Annotated in this window: 20 protein-coding genes and 1 tRNA gene; 12 read left to right on the top strand and 9 right to left on the bottom strand. The window is 42.8% G+C overall.

Annotation, left to right across the window (positions count from 1 at the left end; all coding sequences use genetic code 11):
• Positions 1–2 precede the first annotated feature (2 nt).
• Positions 3–869, top strand: coding sequence for a peptidylprolyl isomerase (locus NO992_RS07910; protein WP_253103415.1), 867 nt, complete (start codon positions 3–5; stop codon positions 867–869).
• 255 nt (positions 870–1,124) lie between these two features.
• Here the strand turns inward: NO992_RS07910 and queF are convergent, their stop codons facing one another.
• A complete protein-coding gene (queF, locus tag NO992_RS07905) occupies positions 1,125–1,970 on the bottom strand; it encodes an NADPH-dependent 7-cyano-7-deazaguanine reductase QueF (protein ID WP_371375883.1) in 846 nt (281 codons plus the stop codon).
• Positions 1,971–2,097: 127 nt separating this feature from the next.
• Between queF and syd the strand changes: the two genes are divergently transcribed.
• The gene (syd, locus tag NO992_RS07900; RefSeq protein ID WP_371375880.1) at positions 2,098–2,649 is read left to right on the top strand and encodes a SecY-interacting protein; all 552 of its coding nucleotides are present in this window, start codon (positions 2,098–2,100) and stop codon (positions 2,647–2,649) included.
• Positions 2,650–2,677: 28 nt separating this feature from the next.
• Here syd and NO992_RS07895 read toward each other — a convergent pair whose 3' ends face one another.
• From NO992_RS07895 to NO992_RS07885, 3 genes are all read right to left on the bottom strand, one after another.
• A complete protein-coding gene (locus NO992_RS07895; RefSeq protein WP_010370909.1) occupies positions 2,678–3,451 on the bottom strand; it encodes a Zn-ribbon-containing protein in 774 nt (257 codons plus the stop codon).
• Positions 3,451–3,711, bottom strand: a complete 261-nt coding sequence (locus NO992_RS07890; RefSeq protein WP_010370912.1) for a hypothetical protein — start codon at positions 3,709–3,711, stop codon at positions 3,451–3,453. The genes NO992_RS07895 and NO992_RS07890 overlap by 1 nt, the downstream gene beginning before the upstream one ends.
• Before the next feature lie 71 nt (positions 3,712–3,782).
• On the bottom strand, positions 3,783–4,010 hold the full coding sequence (locus tag NO992_RS07885; protein WP_010370914.1) for a DUF2789 domain-containing protein: 228 nt from the start codon (positions 4,008–4,010) through the stop codon (positions 3,783–3,785).
• 275 nt (positions 4,011–4,285) lie between these two features.
• Here NO992_RS07885 and NO992_RS07880 point away from each other — a divergent pair, with 275 nt between their 5' ends.
• Together NO992_RS07880 and NO992_RS07875 are read left to right on the top strand one after the other, a co-directional pair.
• Positions 4,286–4,918: an N-acetyltransferase gene (locus NO992_RS07880; RefSeq protein WP_010370917.1), complete on the top strand. Its 633-nt coding sequence runs from the start codon at positions 4,286–4,288 to the stop codon at positions 4,916–4,918.
• A 912-nt stretch (positions 4,919–5,830) separates the two neighbouring features.
• Positions 5,831–6,178 carry a DUF805 domain-containing protein gene (locus NO992_RS07875; RefSeq protein ID WP_017216202.1) on the top strand — a complete coding sequence of 116 codons (348 nt, stop codon included), beginning with the start codon at positions 5,831–5,833 and terminating at the stop codon, positions 6,176–6,178.
• 75 nt (positions 6,179–6,253) lie between these two features.
• Here NO992_RS07875 and NO992_RS07870 read toward each other — a convergent pair whose 3' ends face one another.
• Entirely contained in the window at positions 6,254–6,559 is a 306-nt protein-coding gene (locus NO992_RS07870) for a DUF3301 domain-containing protein (protein ID WP_010370922.1), read from the bottom strand.
• Positions 6,560–7,588 carry a DUF3549 family protein gene (locus NO992_RS07865; RefSeq protein WP_371375874.1) on the bottom strand — a complete coding sequence of 343 codons (1,029 nt, stop codon included), beginning with the start codon at positions 7,586–7,588 and terminating at the stop codon, positions 6,560–6,562.
• A gap of 158 nt (positions 7,589–7,746) precedes the next feature.
• Here NO992_RS07865 and NO992_RS07860 point away from each other — a divergent pair, with 158 nt between their 5' ends.
• The 4 genes from NO992_RS07860 (at position 7,747) to NO992_RS07845 (ending at position 9,643) form a co-directional block, all read left to right on the top strand.
• Positions 7,747–8,064: a YqcC family protein gene (locus NO992_RS07860; protein WP_010370929.1), complete on the top strand. Its 318-nt coding sequence runs from the start codon at positions 7,747–7,749 to the stop codon at positions 8,062–8,064.
• Entirely contained in the window at positions 8,064–8,798 is a 735-nt protein-coding gene (truC, locus tag NO992_RS07855; RefSeq protein WP_371375871.1) for a tRNA pseudouridine(65) synthase TruC, read from the top strand. Before NO992_RS07860 ends, truC begins: the two co-directional genes overlap by 1 nt.
• Positions 8,798–9,241 carry a flavodoxin gene (locus NO992_RS07850; RefSeq protein ID WP_017216198.1) on the top strand — a complete coding sequence of 148 codons (444 nt, stop codon included), beginning with the start codon at positions 8,798–8,800 and terminating at the stop codon, positions 9,239–9,241. Before truC ends, NO992_RS07850 begins: the two co-directional genes overlap by 1 nt.
• A gap of 201 nt (positions 9,242–9,442) precedes the next feature.
• Positions 9,443–9,643: a hypothetical protein gene (locus NO992_RS07845; RefSeq protein ID WP_010370935.1), complete on the top strand. Its 201-nt coding sequence runs from the start codon at positions 9,443–9,445 to the stop codon at positions 9,641–9,643.
• 224 nt (positions 9,644–9,867) lie between these two features.
• Here the strand turns inward: NO992_RS07845 and NO992_RS07840 are convergent, their stop codons facing one another.
• Both NO992_RS07840 and gloB read right to left on the bottom strand, forming a co-directional pair.
• Positions 9,868–11,442 (bottom strand): LysM peptidoglycan-binding domain-containing protein, encoded by a 1,575-nt coding sequence (locus tag NO992_RS07840; RefSeq protein ID WP_010370939.1) that lies wholly within the window; start codon positions 11,440–11,442, stop codon positions 9,868–9,870.
• Positions 11,443–11,669: 227 nt separating this feature from the next.
• Entirely contained in the window at positions 11,670–12,437 is a 768-nt protein-coding gene (gene gloB, locus NO992_RS07835) for a hydroxyacylglutathione hydrolase (protein WP_371375867.1), read from the bottom strand.
• A 52-nt stretch (positions 12,438–12,489) separates the two neighbouring features.
• Here gloB and NO992_RS07830 point away from each other — a divergent pair, with 52 nt between their 5' ends.
• Complete coding sequence (locus NO992_RS07830; RefSeq protein ID WP_010370946.1) at positions 12,490–13,239, top strand: methyltransferase domain-containing protein; 750 nt, start codon at positions 12,490–12,492, stop codon at positions 13,237–13,239.
• 63 nt (positions 13,240–13,302) lie between these two features.
• Here the strand turns inward: NO992_RS07830 and rnhA are convergent, their stop codons facing one another.
• Positions 13,303–13,773, bottom strand: coding sequence for a ribonuclease HI (gene rnhA / locus NO992_RS07825; protein WP_010370948.1), 471 nt, complete (start codon positions 13,771–13,773; stop codon positions 13,303–13,305).
• A gap of 69 nt (positions 13,774–13,842) precedes the next feature.
• Between rnhA and dnaQ the strand changes: the two genes are divergently transcribed.
• From dnaQ to NO992_RS07810, 3 genes are all read left to right on the top strand, one after another.
• Positions 13,843–14,553: a DNA polymerase III subunit epsilon gene (gene dnaQ / locus NO992_RS07820; protein ID WP_010370953.1), complete on the top strand. Its 711-nt coding sequence runs from the start codon at positions 13,843–13,845 to the stop codon at positions 14,551–14,553.
• A gap of 99 nt (positions 14,554–14,652) precedes the next feature.
• On the top strand, positions 14,653–16,023 hold the full coding sequence (locus NO992_RS07815) for a TIGR03503 family protein (protein ID WP_017216194.1): 1,371 nt from the start codon (positions 14,653–14,655) through the stop codon (positions 16,021–16,023).
• 110 nt (positions 16,024–16,133) lie between these two features.
• Positions 16,134–16,207 (top strand) — tRNA-Asp (locus tag NO992_RS07810).
• Position 16,208 lies beyond the last annotated feature (1 nt).

The following is a 16,208-nucleotide window of genomic DNA, read 5'->3' as shown; positions in this document are numbered from 1 at the left end:
GAATGAAAAAAACCTTACTACTTATTGCGCTTGCCATAAGTACATCCCCTGTCTTAGCAAAACCTGATACAAAGTCACCATCGGAAGTCGTTGCTGAGGCCAAAAGCAGCGACTGGCAGCAGTTGGACCCTGAAAATATTCTTAAAATAGAACTACAAACAGGGCCGGTCTATATCGCGCTTAACCCTGAACTTGCGCCCAATCATGTGGCAAATATTAAAGCGTTAGCGCGAGAAGGATTTTACACTAATTTGAGTATGTATCGGTTTGTGGAAAACTTTGTGGCCCAAGGCGGCGATATGTCGGACAAGAAAATGCCACAAAAAGGAAAAAAAGCGATTGCCGCCGAGTTTTTTCATAGCACAGAATCAACCTTGAAGATCACACCGCTAGATGCTGTGGACGGCTACGCGCCACGTACCGGGTTTTTAAATGGTTTTGCCGTAGGACAAAATGAAGCTGGAACCAAAACTTGGATGACGCACTGCGTTGGTTCGTTTGCCATGGCTAGAACTAACGATACTAACAGTGGTGGTACTGAGTTTTACATCACGTTGACGCCGCAGCGATATCTAGACAAAAACACTACCGTGTTTGGACAGTTGTTATCGGGAATGGAGCATGTTCAGCACCTAGATCGCAAACCTGTTGCTGGACAAGCGTTCAATGTTATCAAAGGGGTCACGGTACTTGCTGATGTAAAAGGTGCGCCTTCGTTTAAAAGACTGAAGACAAATACGCCGATTTTTGAGTCGCTAATTGCTGCGCGTAAAAATAGAGCGGGAGATTGGTTTATTGATACACCAAATCACACCGACATATGTTCGGTCCCCGTCCCAGTTGAAATGGAAGACGTGACAGGGGAATAAATAACCTGAGCTGCGGATAATTAATGCCTTTCTAGCAGCTAGTTTTAGCGCTAACTGCGTTGAATTCACTTCCAATAGCCAGCTATTGGTGCGTAAATTCGCCTTGTTTTCCCTAAAACTCTCTGGCTAGACAAGGAAAAAACTAAGTTTTGCTTTAGCAACAATGAGTTGGAACATTCCTTATCCAAACCTCAGGTTAAATAGCAATACTTAGATGTGATAAAAAGCCATGTGAGAACATGGCTTTTTTACGTTTTACTGTCGGTTAGTTCTTACCGTATACGGAGTTTGATCTTGTTCACTCGAACGATATGGATTGATATCTAACCCGCCGCGGCGAGTATAGCGCGCATAAACCGATAATTTTTCAGGGTTAAAGGTGCGCCAAAGCTCACAGTAAATGCGTTCCACACATTGCTCATGGAACTCGTTGTGATCACGGAATGAGATCAGGTACTTAAGCAGCGCTTCTCGGTCGATTTGCTTACCACGGTAACTTATCACCACGCTTGCCCAGTCTGGCTGTGAGGTGATCAAGCAATTTGACTTGAGTAAGTGGCTGTGAAGCGTCTCATCAACCACATCCTCAGAGGCAAGTTGTAGTAAGTCACTATTTGGTGTGTAGCTATCAACTTCAATATCCAGCTCGTCGATACATTCACCAGGGAGGCGCGAGAAAGGAATACAATCGAATTCGTCTGCGCCAAATAATGTCACGCTAACTTGGCTATTTGATGCCGTGGAAAGATCCGCAGCTAGCGTTTGGCGCACGGTTTCCATCGTATCAAAGCGACTTTGGTTAAAGCTATTCAAGTAAAGTTTGAACGATTTTGACTCAATGATATGTGAGCTTTGGCAAGGAAACACAAAAGTGGCAACCGCAACTTGAGGTTTACCTTTGTTATTGAGCCAAGACAATTCGTAGCCTGTCCAGGTATCTTCACCTTTAAATGGTAAAGCGGACTCATCAACATTGATTTGGTCACGATTAAGTTTACGTGCAATGGGGTGCAGCAGGCTTGGAGTATAAACACTGGCGTATTCTGTGGTTTTACCAAGCACAGAAGATTGCAGCTCTGGCGAGTTACTGTAGTCTGTCATGTTAATTCAAATCTCGTTACAATGCGGTCATTATAACGAATGTTCACCTCGGGATTAATAGCAATTTGCTTAATTGCACGAAACAAGTATTCAGCCCGCAGTGAGAAAAATAAAGAGAGCTTTATATATGACTCAGCCCGTAAATATGGCGCGCTTGCATCAAGCCTATGTAGATTATCATCAACAGACCTTTAAAGGTTTACCGAGCACCGAGCATGATGAAAGTTGGCCAAGCCCATGTGAGCAGGGTGAACCGAACAAGCTTAACGAGATAAAATGGCTAGCGGTAGAGCGCTCACCAGCGGGACATTTAAATGATTTAGCCAAAGCGTTGGAAACGCAATTTCCTGAGGGATTGAACGGACTGTATGGTGACTTCTTCGCTGGTAATATCGTGGCATTCATTGAGGGTAAGCAAATTGAGCTACTGCAAGTATGGAACGAAGATGACTTCGAGCGCTTGCAGCAAAATATCACCGGCCATATTTTAATGAAGCGCAGGCTCAAACAACCTGAAACCGTGTTTATTGGCTTAACAGAAGCAGACGACTTATTGGTGTCGGTCGATGTCGCTACGGGTCAAGTTGGGTTAGAGTTTGTCGGTAAGAAACAGCATCATGTTTTGGCTGATTCTATCGCGGAGTTTGTGGAAAAACTGACAGTCAACTATCCAATATAGCTAGTTGGTATCAAGGAGCTTGCGCTCCTTATTGAAAGTCCCACGAAATATTCGAGACCAATTGGCAAGTTTCGCAGCGAAAGTCGAAAAGGCCGAACCAAGGCTCCTCGAGTAACCAGTCTCCCTGACAGCTTGGGCATTTTCTTGCTTTTTCTGCGGCGAGGTTTTCGCCGCCAACACGATACAGATAATAGTAAACCGGTTTTTTTGTGAGATAGCGAATACGTTTGCTCAAATCCATGCCACGTCTAAACAAATCGCTACCCGTGCTGGAAATTTCTTCCAATGCAGCAAATTCGCAGCGAGTTGCGCCATTGATCTGTATTTGATCGCAGGCTTGCCAATCTTCTTTCCATTTGATCAGTGCTTTGTAATCACCGTTGGCAATAGCTGGGATTTTATATAAAGGTACTGGTAAAAAGTCGTCGCCACAATACAGTGGACTACAAGTGTGTACGTATGTGGTGTAGAGAATGTAGCTTGACGGTTCATGACAGGCATCAGCGCTGTTGGCATGTATATCTTGCCCAAAAACTTTGACCTTAGGTGCAAGCAAGCCTGATTGCTGTAGCTGGTCAATTGCAAACTTCACAAAAGGACTATGGTTTAATGGATGCAAAGCGTCTTCTTCTGGACACATCACACGAGTAACGAAATAGCCATCTTTAAGTACAGTTGGGAATTCGTCACCAATGATTTGACCATTAAAGCGAAGCGCATTGACCACACGGTTAATGGCCTGCTCGGCAGCATCTAAGGTGGTTTCCTCATAGCAATCAAAAGTTAAGTCGACAACAAACACTACGACTTCTCCAATAAGGCAATGAGCTTATCAAGCTTAGCTTCAATTCTATCTAATTGGCTTTGTGAACTTGCTTTGACGACCTCTTCAACCTCTTGAAAGTGATCAATACAGGTAGGGTCTTGTTTGTACGCAGCAATGCCTGAGATGACGTCTGGCATTGCGACGCTTTGAGTTAATTTGCTTTTTGTTAGCGCGACGGTTGGAGTCTTTCCACTATCGACTAATTTTTTGATAGCTCTGGCAACAGCAGGGTGCATAGAGGTTCCTAAACGCCTAAATCATAGGAGTGGATCATAGCACCAAGTTACGCAAGGAGCGATTGCTTTAGCTATCTTAACATCGCATCTAGTTCGTCAATGATTTCACTCCAATCGGCGTCCTCTTTCAGTGATTCTTCAATAAAGTGACGCTGTCCTTCATTCCAAAATGGTGCTTGGCTTAACAGCATATCGTCAGGAAGGCGGTGTTGTTTGACAAACCCTTCAATCGCCTTGGGATTGTTGTCGAGCCCAAGTTGGGCAAATAAAGTACTCATAGTGTGGCGACTAGTATCCATTTCGTTCTCCCTCGTTTGCTTGAATTTTACTCACTAACTATAGTAAAGGTGGTTGTAAAACCTTTAGCAAGTCATCATCGATAAAAACCATAATGACTAATGCGATGATAAATATACCTGTCCACGACTGAATAAATTGTGACTTGTATCAATATCTATCACTAGCGAGTAGCCGTACATTATTAAAGTACACAGAAAAATTCTGAGGTTTTGATATTAAGTAGTATTTCGGCATGATTATCAGAAGCTTGGGGCAATAACAATAAGGAACCGTGATGTCAGTAGAAACTTCTCAACATGAATTAATCGTTAGATATTTAAATCCAGAAGATATCAATGTAGCCGCGAGTGTGTTGTATCAGGCTTACCACGATGATCCGCTACTCAAGCAGGTATTGGAGGCAAAACAAGAAGCAATTTTTGAAAAAAAACTCAGAGCCTTAATACGAGAAGAGTTGTCGGCATTTGGCCAAACGGGTCAGCCTATGGTGGGGTTATATCATCAAGATAGATTGGTCGCGGTAGCATGCGTTATTGCGAATGGCGATGAATTGGACGCAAATCGGCAGTGGCATTGGCGATTACGACTCATGATGAGTGCGGGATATTTGCAAACGCAGCAGCTTATTGATAAAGAAAAGTCGATTAGACAAGCGTTGCAAACGCAGGAGCCGTGTCACTTTTTATCCCTAATTGCCGTTGACCCACATGTTCAAGGGCTTGGCTATGGTCACTATTTACTCACCGCGCTGGATGATTTAATTGCACAAAGTGAAGAAACGAAAGGGATGGCAGTATTTATTACTAAGCCAGAACACGCGCAGTTTTTTGCGGGTCACGGTTACCAAATTTTACAAAAGATGGCGTTTAGCTCAGTAGAAGGCACATTGTTATTTAAGAGCAAATAGCAACAATGGAAATTACCCTGTGAGATATCTCCTACGAGAATGTGGGTTAAGGCGCTTTGTAGTACCGAATTTGCAGTGTTATTTTTGCTTATCTTTTTGTTTTTAAATGAATTCTTTTGCTTTTCTTTTAAATGACAGCAAAAAGATTGTTCCTAGCTATCTAACAAAAATACTCAATCCCCGTAAACTTAACAATGTAAGGAAACACAAGAGCAGGAGCTCAGCGTCAAAGGATAAGGAATTTGACAACAAGAGAAGGATGTATTGCATAAGGCAAGGAAGATCAGGAACTCGAGGAAGCGAGTGTGAAGCGGAGCTTCACTAGGGATAAGGAGACACATGGAGTGTCAAGGAGCGCGGGAAGCGTAGTGGAGCAAGGAAGAGTAAATAGGGATGAGCAAGGCTCTAGGATGAAGGAGCGCAATCTGGATGATTGCGAAGTGGATGGGTTACACTGGACGTAACAATGTATAGGGAGCACATAGGGAATATGTGAAGCGGAGCCAAGATGGCATAGGAGCGCGGGAAGCGAAGTGGAGGCCAAGGGGGCTAAAATGGAGATGCACTGGAAGTGCTAATGGATGACACAAGGATGGGATTCGGGTAGGTCGGAGTACATACCCGTTCAGGGGAAGAAGAATTGGCGGATTGCTTTTGGGTTGTAAAGCAGAGGGATTGGATACCTCTTGGGATAATCGTCAGGATTGAGGCGCAGCAGACAGGCTAGCGCCTTAGTTTTTTGTGGCGTTTGTAAATTTGATATTTATTTTCCTAGTAACTTAGTTGAAGTTTTCAAAACTTTCCGCTTGCAGTTTCATTGTTACCTTTCGATCTCATTGCTAGATTATTTCACTCTCATTTTAGTCTTATTTTTTAGTGCACGGTGTTGGCGTAATAGCTAAGGAAAAAGAAATGGAATGGTATTTAACAGTATTAAAAAGATATTCCGATTTTAGTGGACGTTCAAGACGCAAAGAATACTGGATGTTTATCTTGATAAATGCGTTGATAGGCTTTGCAATTGGGATTGTCGATGGGCTTTTCGGAACCCTTATTTTGACAGGTATCTATTATTTGACAGTTCTAGTACCGACGGTTGCCGTATCTATTCGTCGTCTTCACGATACTGGACGCTCGGGCTGGTGGCTGCTTGTGAGCTTTGTGCCTATTGTCGGTTTATTAGTGATGATATATTTCACCACCATGGATAGTGAGGTTGGTGAAAACGACTACGGACCAAGCGTCAAAGGATATGTTTAAAATAGTCGTACTATAAATTCAGAGCAGGCACTTGTATTCATATGAATTTAAGTGCCTACTTTCGCACTTACCGAATTAACTTGCGATTTTATAAGCAGGCAACTCTTTTTTGACTAATCGTTCATTTTCTAAGTAAAGCTTACCTTGATAGGCTGACTCGCCATCTGAACTAAACTCAAACATAAATTGGCTTTTTATCCCAAGCTTACCATCTTTTAATACTCCAAAACGGCGCTTAATACAGGCAACACTTAACAGTTGCACTTGCAAACTTTCAGCTTGATGCTGTGCATGCCTATTTGCTGCTTCTGCGATCTGGCGACTATACCAAAATAGCGCGATACCAGATGATACGATGATAAAAAGCCAAAGCGTTGTCATTTAAGAAAATAACCTTCCAATTGCACGAGACAGAGTTTCACTGCGATTTTCTGCTCTAATAATCCCTAAAACATGTGGGCGTAACATAGGTATTGCAACTAAGTCTGCGAAAATACTGCTGAAAAGTCCATCGATTTGATTATTTTCAGCGGCTTTTTCCATATAGGAAAAGAGTCTTTGCTGGTCAGTTAGAGTCTCCCAAGCACGCCCTGCAATAGTGAGTAAGCAATCTGCATCTGATCCCAATTCGGATGCTAAAATGGTGTCTACTGCTTGTGCGATGAGACCAAGCGCGTGACTTCCCGACATCGCACGCAAGTTGGTGACTGCGGCGTCCTTATCTTGCTGTTGGCATGCATGGGTTAAAGCGGCTAAAAAGTCTTCGGTTTGTGATGTTGAGATGGTAACGTGCTCAAGCATTGCGGCTAATGGGGTCTTAACTTCAGCTGGCAAAACTGACCACGCCTGTTGCAGGTTGTTCGCGTTATGACCGTGGTCTAGACGAAGGGCAAAGTCAGCAATACCTTGTAGCGCTATTTCTTGCCAGCGTTCGAATCCAAGTTTGCCAGAAAAGTAGAGTTCGGCGTGCTCGTAATATTGAGAAGCTGGGCGATTAAGCTCACGCTTTAATAGCGCATTGAATGCAGCGAGTTTGTTTGCATTTGGCGTGAAGACATAAGGGTTGTTATCAAGTTTCCCTTGAGCGGCTTCACCTGTGAGTTGTGTACCTAATGCTTCGAGTACCATGGAGGCAAAGTGGTCTCGACTGGCGATCATGAGCTTGCTTTGCTCATCCAGTGGAAACTTTAAAAACCAAACATAAGGATCAACTGTCGCCTCATTATCCCAAAATTGAATTGCCATGATGGCATGACCACCAAGTGGATACGGATAAGGGACTTGAGTATTCTCAATTTGCGCAAACTGCTTCTTATCTATTTTTGTGATACGTCGACCCAGATCATAGACTCGCCACTGCGTACCGGCGTTTGTTAGTAATTCACCTAAAGTTGAAATTTGCGCTGTCATGAATGCTCTATATGTTACTTATATTTTCAATAGCGGCAATTATAGCTACTTTTAGGTGCGCTGATAAGCCTAGGAAAAAGGTGTACTTGAGAGAATTGGCTAGCTCCTAAATAATGCAAATTGCTATAATGTAAAAAATTGAGAAAGAGACAGAACCGATGAATTCGGAATTATTGATTCAATTAGATGAACTTGAGACTTGTTTAAAAGCAACTGGTCTTTGGCAAGACGAGCCAATTTCGGCTAAGGCACTTACCTCTACGGAGCCATTTTGCTGCGATACGATGACCTTCGCGCAGTGGTTGCAATTTGTATTCTTGGGCAAAATGCGAACAATGGTAGAAAGTGGTGAAGCATTACCGGAAAATATGGCGATTGCGCCAATGGCTGAAATGGTGCTGAGTGAGCACCTTTATTTTAATGCGGTTCATCAGTGCTTAAAAAACCTTGATAATACAATTGCAAAGAGCGCGTAATGCTTGAGATCTTATATCAAGATGCGCATTATGTTGCGATAAATAAGCCGTCAGGGTTATTGGTTCATCGCTCATTTTTGGATAAGCGAGAAACACAATTTGCGATGCAAATGCTGCGTGATCAACTCGGTCAACATGTTTTCCCCGTTCACCGTTTAGATAGACCGACGTCAGGCGTGCTGCTGTTTGCGCTAAGCTCTGAGGCCGCGCGAGACATGAATGAAGTCTTTATTAGCGGTAATATTCAAAAACGCTATTTAGCGCTTGTTCGCGGATTTGCTCCGGAATCTAGATTCATCGACAGACCACTCAAAGAAGAACTTGATAAAATTGCTGATAAGTTTGCCTGTCAGGATAAAGCTCCGCAGGAAGCGCAAACACAGATAAATTGTTTATTGCAGGGTAGCTTGCCAATTCCTTTTGGTAAGTATCCAAGTATTCGCTACTCATTGGTGGAGTGTTTTCCTAAAACGGGTAGAAAACACCAAATCAGGCGCCACCTTAACTATTTAGCACATCCGATTATTGGTGATGTCAATCACGGTGATAATAAACACAACCACTTTTTTGTCGATCATTTTGGCTTACGTCGGTTGATGTTATTTGCAACTAAATTGGAATTTGTACATCCTTATACCAACACTACGATTTCAATTACTGCGGATTTGGGAGAAGAAGCATTGGCTGTCTTTGCTCAGCTCGGCTGGTCAGACAACGAGAAGGATTATAAATAATGGCAAAAGTTTCCATTTTTGTGGGAAGCATGTACGGCAACGCTGAAAACTTGGCTAACGACAGTGCTGAGTTTTTGAATAAATCGGGTCATGAGGCAAGTGTTATTGAACCAGCTTCCATCGCTGATGTAACGCAAGCTGAAAACATTTTATTTATTTCCTCTACCACCGGCTCTGGTGATATTCCAGATAACTTGTTGCCTTTATTTTTGCAAATGCAAAGCGAATTTCCAATGCTAACGGGCAAAAAAGTAGCAGTCATCGCATTGGGAGATTCTAGTTATGGCGATACTTATTGTGGTGCTGGAAAGCAAATTGATGCCCTGATTGAAGAGCTGAACGCCACTCGAGCACAACCGCGCTTAGACATCGATGCCTGTGAATATTTTGAGCCTTGGGAGCCTGCTGAGCCTTGGCTTCAAGCATTGGCAAAAAACCTATAGGTTTTATCTTCTGTTCAAGTATTACCTTCCATTTTACGCGGCTTAATAGGTCGCGTTTTTTATGCAAAGAAAGGTGTGGGTTATCATTTTTTTAACATCTTGTATGTATGTTTACATTTCCATTTCATTGTGTGACAGTAGTGTTGGTTGTGTAAAAATTAATCACACGTAGAATTCATAAATAATGAAAAGGAAAAAATAATGATTAAACCAATTCTATTTGCTGTTTCTGCAATCTTTGCCACCGCTATGTCTGCCGACGCAACTGCATACGAGGAAATTTACCTTGAATGTTACAAAAATGGTGAGTTGTTATGGGCTGACTCGTTTACTGATTATCGGGATGCGGATAACGCATCGAGAATTTGCAGGAGGATTGGTGGTACTCCAATAATGTATTAACGATATCAGTTCTTTATGAAATTTTCTTTAATCAGTATTGAAGTCTAACCAAATTTTTGGGTTTAAATCAGCTGTAAGTAACATTGAAAAACTGTGTATTTAAACGATAGATAGTACTGTCATAATTTTTAAGGAAAAGTGAGTCAAAAGTGCTGCTTTAATATGTAAAAATCCAATATCATCACAGATATTGGATTTTTATTTTTAAACCCTATTTCTTAGTGCTAAACACGTTTAGTTTGAACTTTCAGCTTTAACTTTTGACCTGGCTGCAGGTACTTCTGTCCAGTCAGGTTATTCCATTTGACGATTTCATTCACGCTAACGTTAAATTTAGTGGCGATACGTGCCAGTGAGTCGCCTTTACGCACTTTATAAGTGATTGTGCGCTCAGTGTTGACGAGTACGGTTTGAGCCGCTGCTTTTTCATCTTTAAAGACAGTAAGTTTTTGTCCAAGGCGCAAAACGGCATTGGTTTTTAACTTATTCCAGCTAGCTAATTGCTTAACGGTAACATCATATTCGCGGCTGATATCCCACAATGTATCGCCTGACTTTACCGTGTGGCTGAGCTTTTTCTTGGTTACTTTGTTGGCGGCAAGGCGCACTTCTGGTGGTAAATGCTCACTTTGCAATTCGCCATCACTTAGTGGCACCAATAGCTTCTGGCCAACACGGATCATATTGCCATCGATGCTATTAAGTGAGCGAATGGCGCCGATACTAGTATTAAATTTAGTCGCAACGACCGACAGGCTGTCTCCTTTTTGCACCGTATAATATTGCCAACGAAGCCTATCTTTTACTTCGGTTTTAGCTAATTTTTCTTGAAAAGCATCAACCTTTTCCATGGGTAATAATAGCTGGTGTGGGCCATCTGGATCGGTGGCCCAACGATTAAAGCCTGGATTTAGGCGATAGAGTTCAGTTAAAGATATATCAGCCATTTCAGCGGCAAGTGCTAAATCAATTTGTGACCCTACCTCAACTATATCAACAACTTGGGCATTGATGATAGGTTGCCACGCGACCTTAAACTCATCTGAGCGTTTTAAGAGGTCGGATAAGGCAAGTAATTTAGGCACATACGCGGTGGTTTCACGAGGTAAATCGAGAGACCAAAAATCGGTAGGCAAATGCTTTTTACGATTTTTCCGGATTGCATTGAGCAATCGGCCTTCACCTGAGTTGTAAGCGGCAATTGCGTTTAACCAATCGCCCTCCAGCGTTTTATGGAGATAGGTGAGATAATCAAGTGCCGCTTGCGTTGATGCGATAATATCGCGACGACCGTCATACCACCAATTTTGTTTAAGGTTAAAGCGCTCACCAGTTTGTGGCATAAACTGCCAAATACCGGAAGCGGTGCGGTGTGAATAGCCAAATGGATCGAATGCGCTTTCCACAATAGGTAACAACGCGATTTCTACCGGCATATTGCGCTTTTCTACTTCTTCAACAATATAGTAGAGGTAAGGTTCTGCACGTTTTGCGATACGGTCTAAATAGGCTTGATGACGTTGATAGTAATTACGTTCGGCGACAACCGGTCTATTTTGTGGCACTTCGATAGATAACTGATAACGGATCCGCTCCCATACATCATCAAATACAGGCACAGCATCTTCATCTTCGTCTTGCCATGAGGTACTGAGTGTTTGAGAGATATCATAAGGGCTCGCGTGATCTAAGTTGGCCTGCTTCACTTGTTCAGTTGCAGTTTCCAATGGGGTTTCTTGTGTGATTTCACAACCACTTAATATTGCTGTTGATGCAATAATAAAGGCGAGCTTTTTCATAAATGCGTTCTTTTGCTTGGGGGTTCGGACAAAAACTCGGCAATATTACCGAGTTTGTACCAGCATTTAAAGCTTCTTTATTATTTTATTTCGACTTCCTAAAAATCGTTAGATATGCTTATTCTTGGCGGTATTGCAAAGAAAATGGATAATTTATTCAATACTTCCCATGTAAGTGCGCCAAAAAAGCGTCATTTTGGCGTTACATTAGGTCACTATTGAATATTTTAGAAGTTATCCTTCCATTTTCTCAGCGCACTAAAGCGAGCTTCTGGTGTATTTTCTGACGCGATAAATTGCGGTGGAACATGGGTGAGAATGGCTTCATTTGCGGCACGTACAAAAGGATTGATTGCTTTTTGCTGTTCAATTGTTGTCGGCACTGTACGCTCGTTATTGGCTCGTAATGACTTTGCTTGTTGGTGATACTGGGTTAGTGCTTGGTTAGTAGGCTCAACAGCCTCAGCAAAAGCAAGGTTCGCGAGCGTGTACTCGTGCGCGCAATACACTTTACATGTGTCAGGTAGGGTGAGTAGCTTTTCAAAGGAGTGCCACATTTGGCTTGGTGTTCCCTCAAAAAGTCTGCCGCAACCTGCGTTGAATAAGGTATCACCGGTAAAGGCCAGCTCATCATTTACATAACAGATATGGTCTAACGTATGTCCAGGGGTGGCAATAATGTTCAGCGTGGTATCAAAAAGTGTGATCTTATCGTGTTCACTAAGGCTATGAGTAATGCCTTTATATTTACCATTTTTAGGTCCGTACACTGTTAAGCTGGGAAAATGTGATAAAAGCGGGGCAATGCCATCAGTGTGATCCCAATGGTGATGGGTGACTAATATGCCTTGGAGTGTTAAATCAAACTTGGCGAGGTAATCTAAAACAGGTTGTTCGTCACCGGGGTCAACCACCCAACAGTTTGAACTTAGAGGGTCTTTTATCACCCAGATATAATTGTCATCAAATGCTTTGATTGCATCGACTTGCACCATAACGCAATGCTCTATAAAGTGATTAATAACACAAGTATAACGAGCTTAGTAAATGAAACCAGCGTTAAGTTTTTTACAAGGACCCAAACCCGATGAGTGGCAAGACTTTCCTCACGGTGAATATTTAAAAGTAGGGATCCAAAAACGACTGGATGAATGGCTACCAAGAATGTTTGGTTACCACATGCTAAAACTCGGCTGTTTGAGCGGCCAAATGAATACCTCTGCCAGCCCGATTAAGCATCAAGTTTGTGTTGCCCCACAGGGTAAACATGTTGGGGTATTTGCTGAAATTGACGAGCTACCTTTTTACGAAAACTCAGTCGATGCTTGTATTTTAAGCCAGTGCTTAGAATATCATTCTGATCCGCATCATATTCTACGCGAAGCCCATCGCACGCTTATTCCCGGTGGTTATATTGTGATCTCAGGTTTTAATCCGTTTAGTTTATGTGGTGTGGCGCAAATGCTTCCCTTTAGTAAAGAAAAATTACCTTGGTCAGGGCGCTTCTTTACTCCATCTCGGGTGAAGGATTGGCTAGATTTACTCGGGTTTGAGATTGTTGGTGACGAGCGCTTTATTTATGCGTCTTTAGCGCGAGGCTCGAGGCTTTCTCGTTTTGCGCCATGGCGCCGCTTTTGTCGTCATTACTTAAAGCCGATGGGAAGCGTGTATATGTTGGTGGCAAGAAAGCGGGTGATGCCGCTTACTCCGATCAAGCCCAAGTGGCATGTAAAGCCTAAGTGGACACCCGCTGTGAAAGGGGCTGGACTCAGGCAAACCTGCCAAGATAAAGAATAACGAGTATTATTACTTAAGATAAATCTTAAGGGAGCTGTTATTTGTTATTGAATGATCCCTTAGTTAGACGCTGGCTTCGTAGCCTTCATCTATAAGTAGGTTTGAACCTGAAGCCGCTTCACGCGCTAAATCATCAACAAGCTCATTGTATTTATTTCCAGCGTGGCCTTTTACCCAGCGCCATTGGATCGTGTGTCGGCTGGTGGCAGCGTCCAGTCTTTGCCATAAATCGACATTTTTTACCGGTTGTTTGGCTGCGGTTTTCCAATTGCGCTTTTTCCAATTTTCAAGCCAAGACTCAATGCCTTGCTTAACATATTGGCTGTCGGTATAGAGAATGATATCGCAGGGGCGCTTTAATGTTTCGAGTGCAACAATGGCTGCAAGCATTTCCATTCTATTATTGGTTGTGAGTTTATACCCTGCACTCATTTCTTTTTCATGTCCTTGATAGGAAAGGTAAACACCATAACCACCTGGACCTGGGTTGCCTAAACACGAGCCATCGGTATAAATCTCTACGGTTTTTTGCACTGAATTGCCTATTTTTATGTAAAATGTGCGAATAGGGCAAAATAATAGCAAAGTTAAGCGGGCAACGATATGCACACACGGCAAATAGTACTGGATACAGAAACCACAGGTATTGATCCTAAAGCAGGGCACAGGATCATTGAAATTGGTTGTGTTGAGCTGGTCAATCGCAGACTAACGGGGAATAACTTCCACGTATATATTAACCCTCAGCGCGACATTGAAGAAGAAGCCATTGATGTTCATGGTATCACCAACGAATTTTTACGTGATAAACCTTTTTTCCATCAAATTGCGCAAGAGTTTTTTGACTATATTAAAGGAGCTGAGCTTGTCATTCATAATGCGCCGTTTGACGTCGGCTTTATGGATCACGAGTTTGCTAAGTTAAACCAAGGCTTTCCTGCTACACATGACTATTGCCAAGTGCTAGATACTTTGGTGATGGCAAGGGATCTTCATCCGGGCCAGAAGAACAGCCTAGATGCGCTTTGCCGTCGCTACGATATCGATAACTCAAAGCGTACGCTGCACGGCGCTTTACTGGATTCCGAGATCCTTGCTGATGTTTACTTGTCGATGACGGGAGGCCAAAAAAAGCTGAATTTGGCGAATCAAAATAAAGGTGATCAGGCTAACTCAGCCGGTGGCATTATTCGTTTAGACAGCAATCGCCCTGCACTTAAAGTTTTACGTGCTTCTGCCGATGAAGAACAAGCACATACAGAACGTTTAGAGCTTGTAAACAAAGCTTGTGGACAAAGTCTGTGGCAACAATAATGAATATAATCGGTATCGTTGGGGTGGAGTAGACGCTTAATTAGGGACTTTATCCCAAAAAAGATCACTCAGGCCATCAACGCAATGTAAGGTTAATGCATGAATCTAAAACAGCTTATCTTGGGGTTTGTACTGCTAGTAAGTACGGTTGTTGGCGCTCAAACACCACAGATAACGATGTTGCAGCGGGACGGTAAGGTAAATGAAATCCCTCTTTTAGATAACCGTTTTCGCATTGATTATAATATTGAAGAGATCACTTTACTGTTTTTTCGTGCACCTGGCGCTCCCGCCGTGGTACTTGTGAAGCCTGATGGTAGTAAATATTATGCGACCAGTTCGCTAGATAATGATGCACTGCAATGGTACGACGAAGTCAGTTATGACTTGATCATTCTAAAGAACCCAACGCCAGGCCCTTGGCAAGTCATCGGACAGATCCAAAAAAGCAGCCGCATAATGGTGCTTGGTGACATTGAGCTCGAAGTTGAGGCTTTGCCCCCGCTATTATTCCGTGGTGAAGTGCTGAAGGTAACAGGGCGTGTGACTAATGATGGCAAACAGATAGATGTGGGTTACTTCAGGGATGTCGTGACTTTGTATGTGGAGTTTTCTAGTACCAATAACGATGAATATGCCAACTTTGGTGCAGGTACGCAAAGCGTGACCGACTTTAAAGATGATGGCCGAGAGTTTGATGAAAGACCCTTGGATGGAATTTTTACTGGTGAGTTTAAGTTAAACTTTCCAGCGGGAGAGTGGCAGCCTGAATTCTTCATTGAAACGCCCATTTTAAAAAGAAGAGTGATCAAATCACCTATTGTTATCGCTGAGCCGCCATTCAACTTTGAATTGATGCTAGCGGGTGAAAACGAGCTTGAACATGGCCTTACTATTACGATAGACGACACGGTTGTGAAACCTGAGACCATATTGCTACAGGGTAAAATTTTCTACCCCAATGGTGAAGAGCAGATGTTTACCTTAGATGCAGAAGAGCGGCTTTATCGTCAGCTGCCAATCAAGAATTATGATTGGGGGCGTTATAGTGTAGAAATCTCCGCATTTGGTGAAAATATCAATGGCCGTGAGTTTATGGCAACACTGCCAAATTACAATTTTGAAATTGAAAGACCCATTGAAAAAGTGCCTGAATTGGAAGCCGCTGCGTTACCGGCAGTGGAACAACCTGAGCCAGAACCAGAGCCGACTATAAGTACAGCGCTATTGGTCAGTATTATTGTTGCTGGTAACTTAGTTGTATTATTGCTCGGTTGGTTAGCCATTCGTATTTTGGTGCAAAAAAAGCCAATTAGACTAAAAATACCAATGCCAAAGAATCCATTTAAGAAAACCGAAGAAGTCATTGATCTTGATGATTTAGGACCATCTGAAAATAACGCAGCAGGGAATGGTTCAAAAAATGACAAATCAGGTGATATTTTGAACCTTTCAATGAAAGATAACTAAAAAACACGGTTTTTTTTCAAAAAACGGTTGACTCATGAGGGGGTCATTCGTATTATTCACGCCGCTGTCAGGGAGCACACCTTACAGCAAACACTGCAAGAATATGACGCGGAGTGGTAGTTCAGTTGGTTAGAATACCGGCCTGTCACGCCGGGGGTCGCGGGTTCGAGTCCCGTCCACTCCGC

It is taken from the genome of Pseudoalteromonas sp. DY56-GL79 (assembly GCF_041414765.1).
Classification (GTDB): domain Bacteria; phylum Pseudomonadota; class Gammaproteobacteria; order Enterobacterales; family Alteromonadaceae; genus Pseudoalteromonas; species Pseudoalteromonas piscicida.
This window is presented reverse-complemented; position numbering and strand designations above follow the sequence as displayed.

Bases quoted from the DNA above. Each gene is read 5' to 3' on its own strand.
- NO992_RS07910 (WP_253103415.1), top strand. From the start codon at position 3: ATGAAAAAAACCTTACTACTTATTGCGCTTGCCATAAGTACATCCCCT.
- queF (WP_371375883.1), bottom strand. From the start codon at position 1,970: ATGACAGACTACAGTAACTCGCCAGAGCTGCAATCTTCTGTGCTTGGT.
- syd (WP_371375880.1), top strand. From the start codon at position 2,098: ATGACTCAGCCCGTAAATATGGCGCGCTTGCATCAAGCCTATGTAGAT.
- NO992_RS07890 (WP_010370912.1), bottom strand. From the start codon at position 3,711: ATGCACCCTGCTGTTGCCAGAGCTATCAAAAAATTAGTCGATAGTGGA.
- NO992_RS07885 (WP_010370914.1), bottom strand. From the start codon at position 4,010: ATGGATACTAGTCGCCACACTATGAGTACTTTATTTGCCCAACTTGGG.
- NO992_RS07880 (WP_010370917.1), top strand. From the start codon at position 4,286: ATGTCAGTAGAAACTTCTCAACATGAATTAATCGTTAGATATTTAAAT.
- NO992_RS07875 (WP_017216202.1), top strand. From the start codon at position 5,831: ATGGAATGGTATTTAACAGTATTAAAAAGATATTCCGATTTTAGTGGA.
- NO992_RS07870 (WP_010370922.1), bottom strand. From the start codon at position 6,559: ATGACAACGCTTTGGCTTTTTATCATCGTATCATCTGGTATCGCGCTA.
- NO992_RS07865 (WP_371375874.1), bottom strand. From the start codon at position 7,588: ATGACAGCGCAAATTTCAACTTTAGGTGAATTACTAACAAACGCCGGT.
- NO992_RS07860 (WP_010370929.1), top strand. From the start codon at position 7,747: ATGAATTCGGAATTATTGATTCAATTAGATGAACTTGAGACTTGTTTA.
- truC (WP_371375871.1), top strand. From the start codon at position 8,064: ATGCTTGAGATCTTATATCAAGATGCGCATTATGTTGCGATAAATAAG.
- NO992_RS07850 (WP_017216198.1), top strand. From the start codon at position 8,798: ATGGCAAAAGTTTCCATTTTTGTGGGAAGCATGTACGGCAACGCTGAA.
- NO992_RS07845 (WP_010370935.1), top strand. From the start codon at position 9,443: ATGATTAAACCAATTCTATTTGCTGTTTCTGCAATCTTTGCCACCGCT.
- NO992_RS07840 (WP_010370939.1), bottom strand. From the start codon at position 11,442: ATGAAAAAGCTCGCCTTTATTATTGCATCAACAGCAATATTAAGTGGT.
- gloB (WP_371375867.1), bottom strand. From the start codon at position 12,437: ATGGTGCAAGTCGATGCAATCAAAGCATTTGATGACAATTATATCTGG.
- NO992_RS07830 (WP_010370946.1), top strand. From the start codon at position 12,490: ATGAAACCAGCGTTAAGTTTTTTACAAGGACCCAAACCCGATGAGTGG.
- dnaQ (WP_010370953.1), top strand. From the start codon at position 13,843: ATGCACACACGGCAAATAGTACTGGATACAGAAACCACAGGTATTGAT.
- NO992_RS07815 (WP_017216194.1), top strand. From the start codon at position 14,653: ATGAATCTAAAACAGCTTATCTTGGGGTTTGTACTGCTAGTAAGTACG.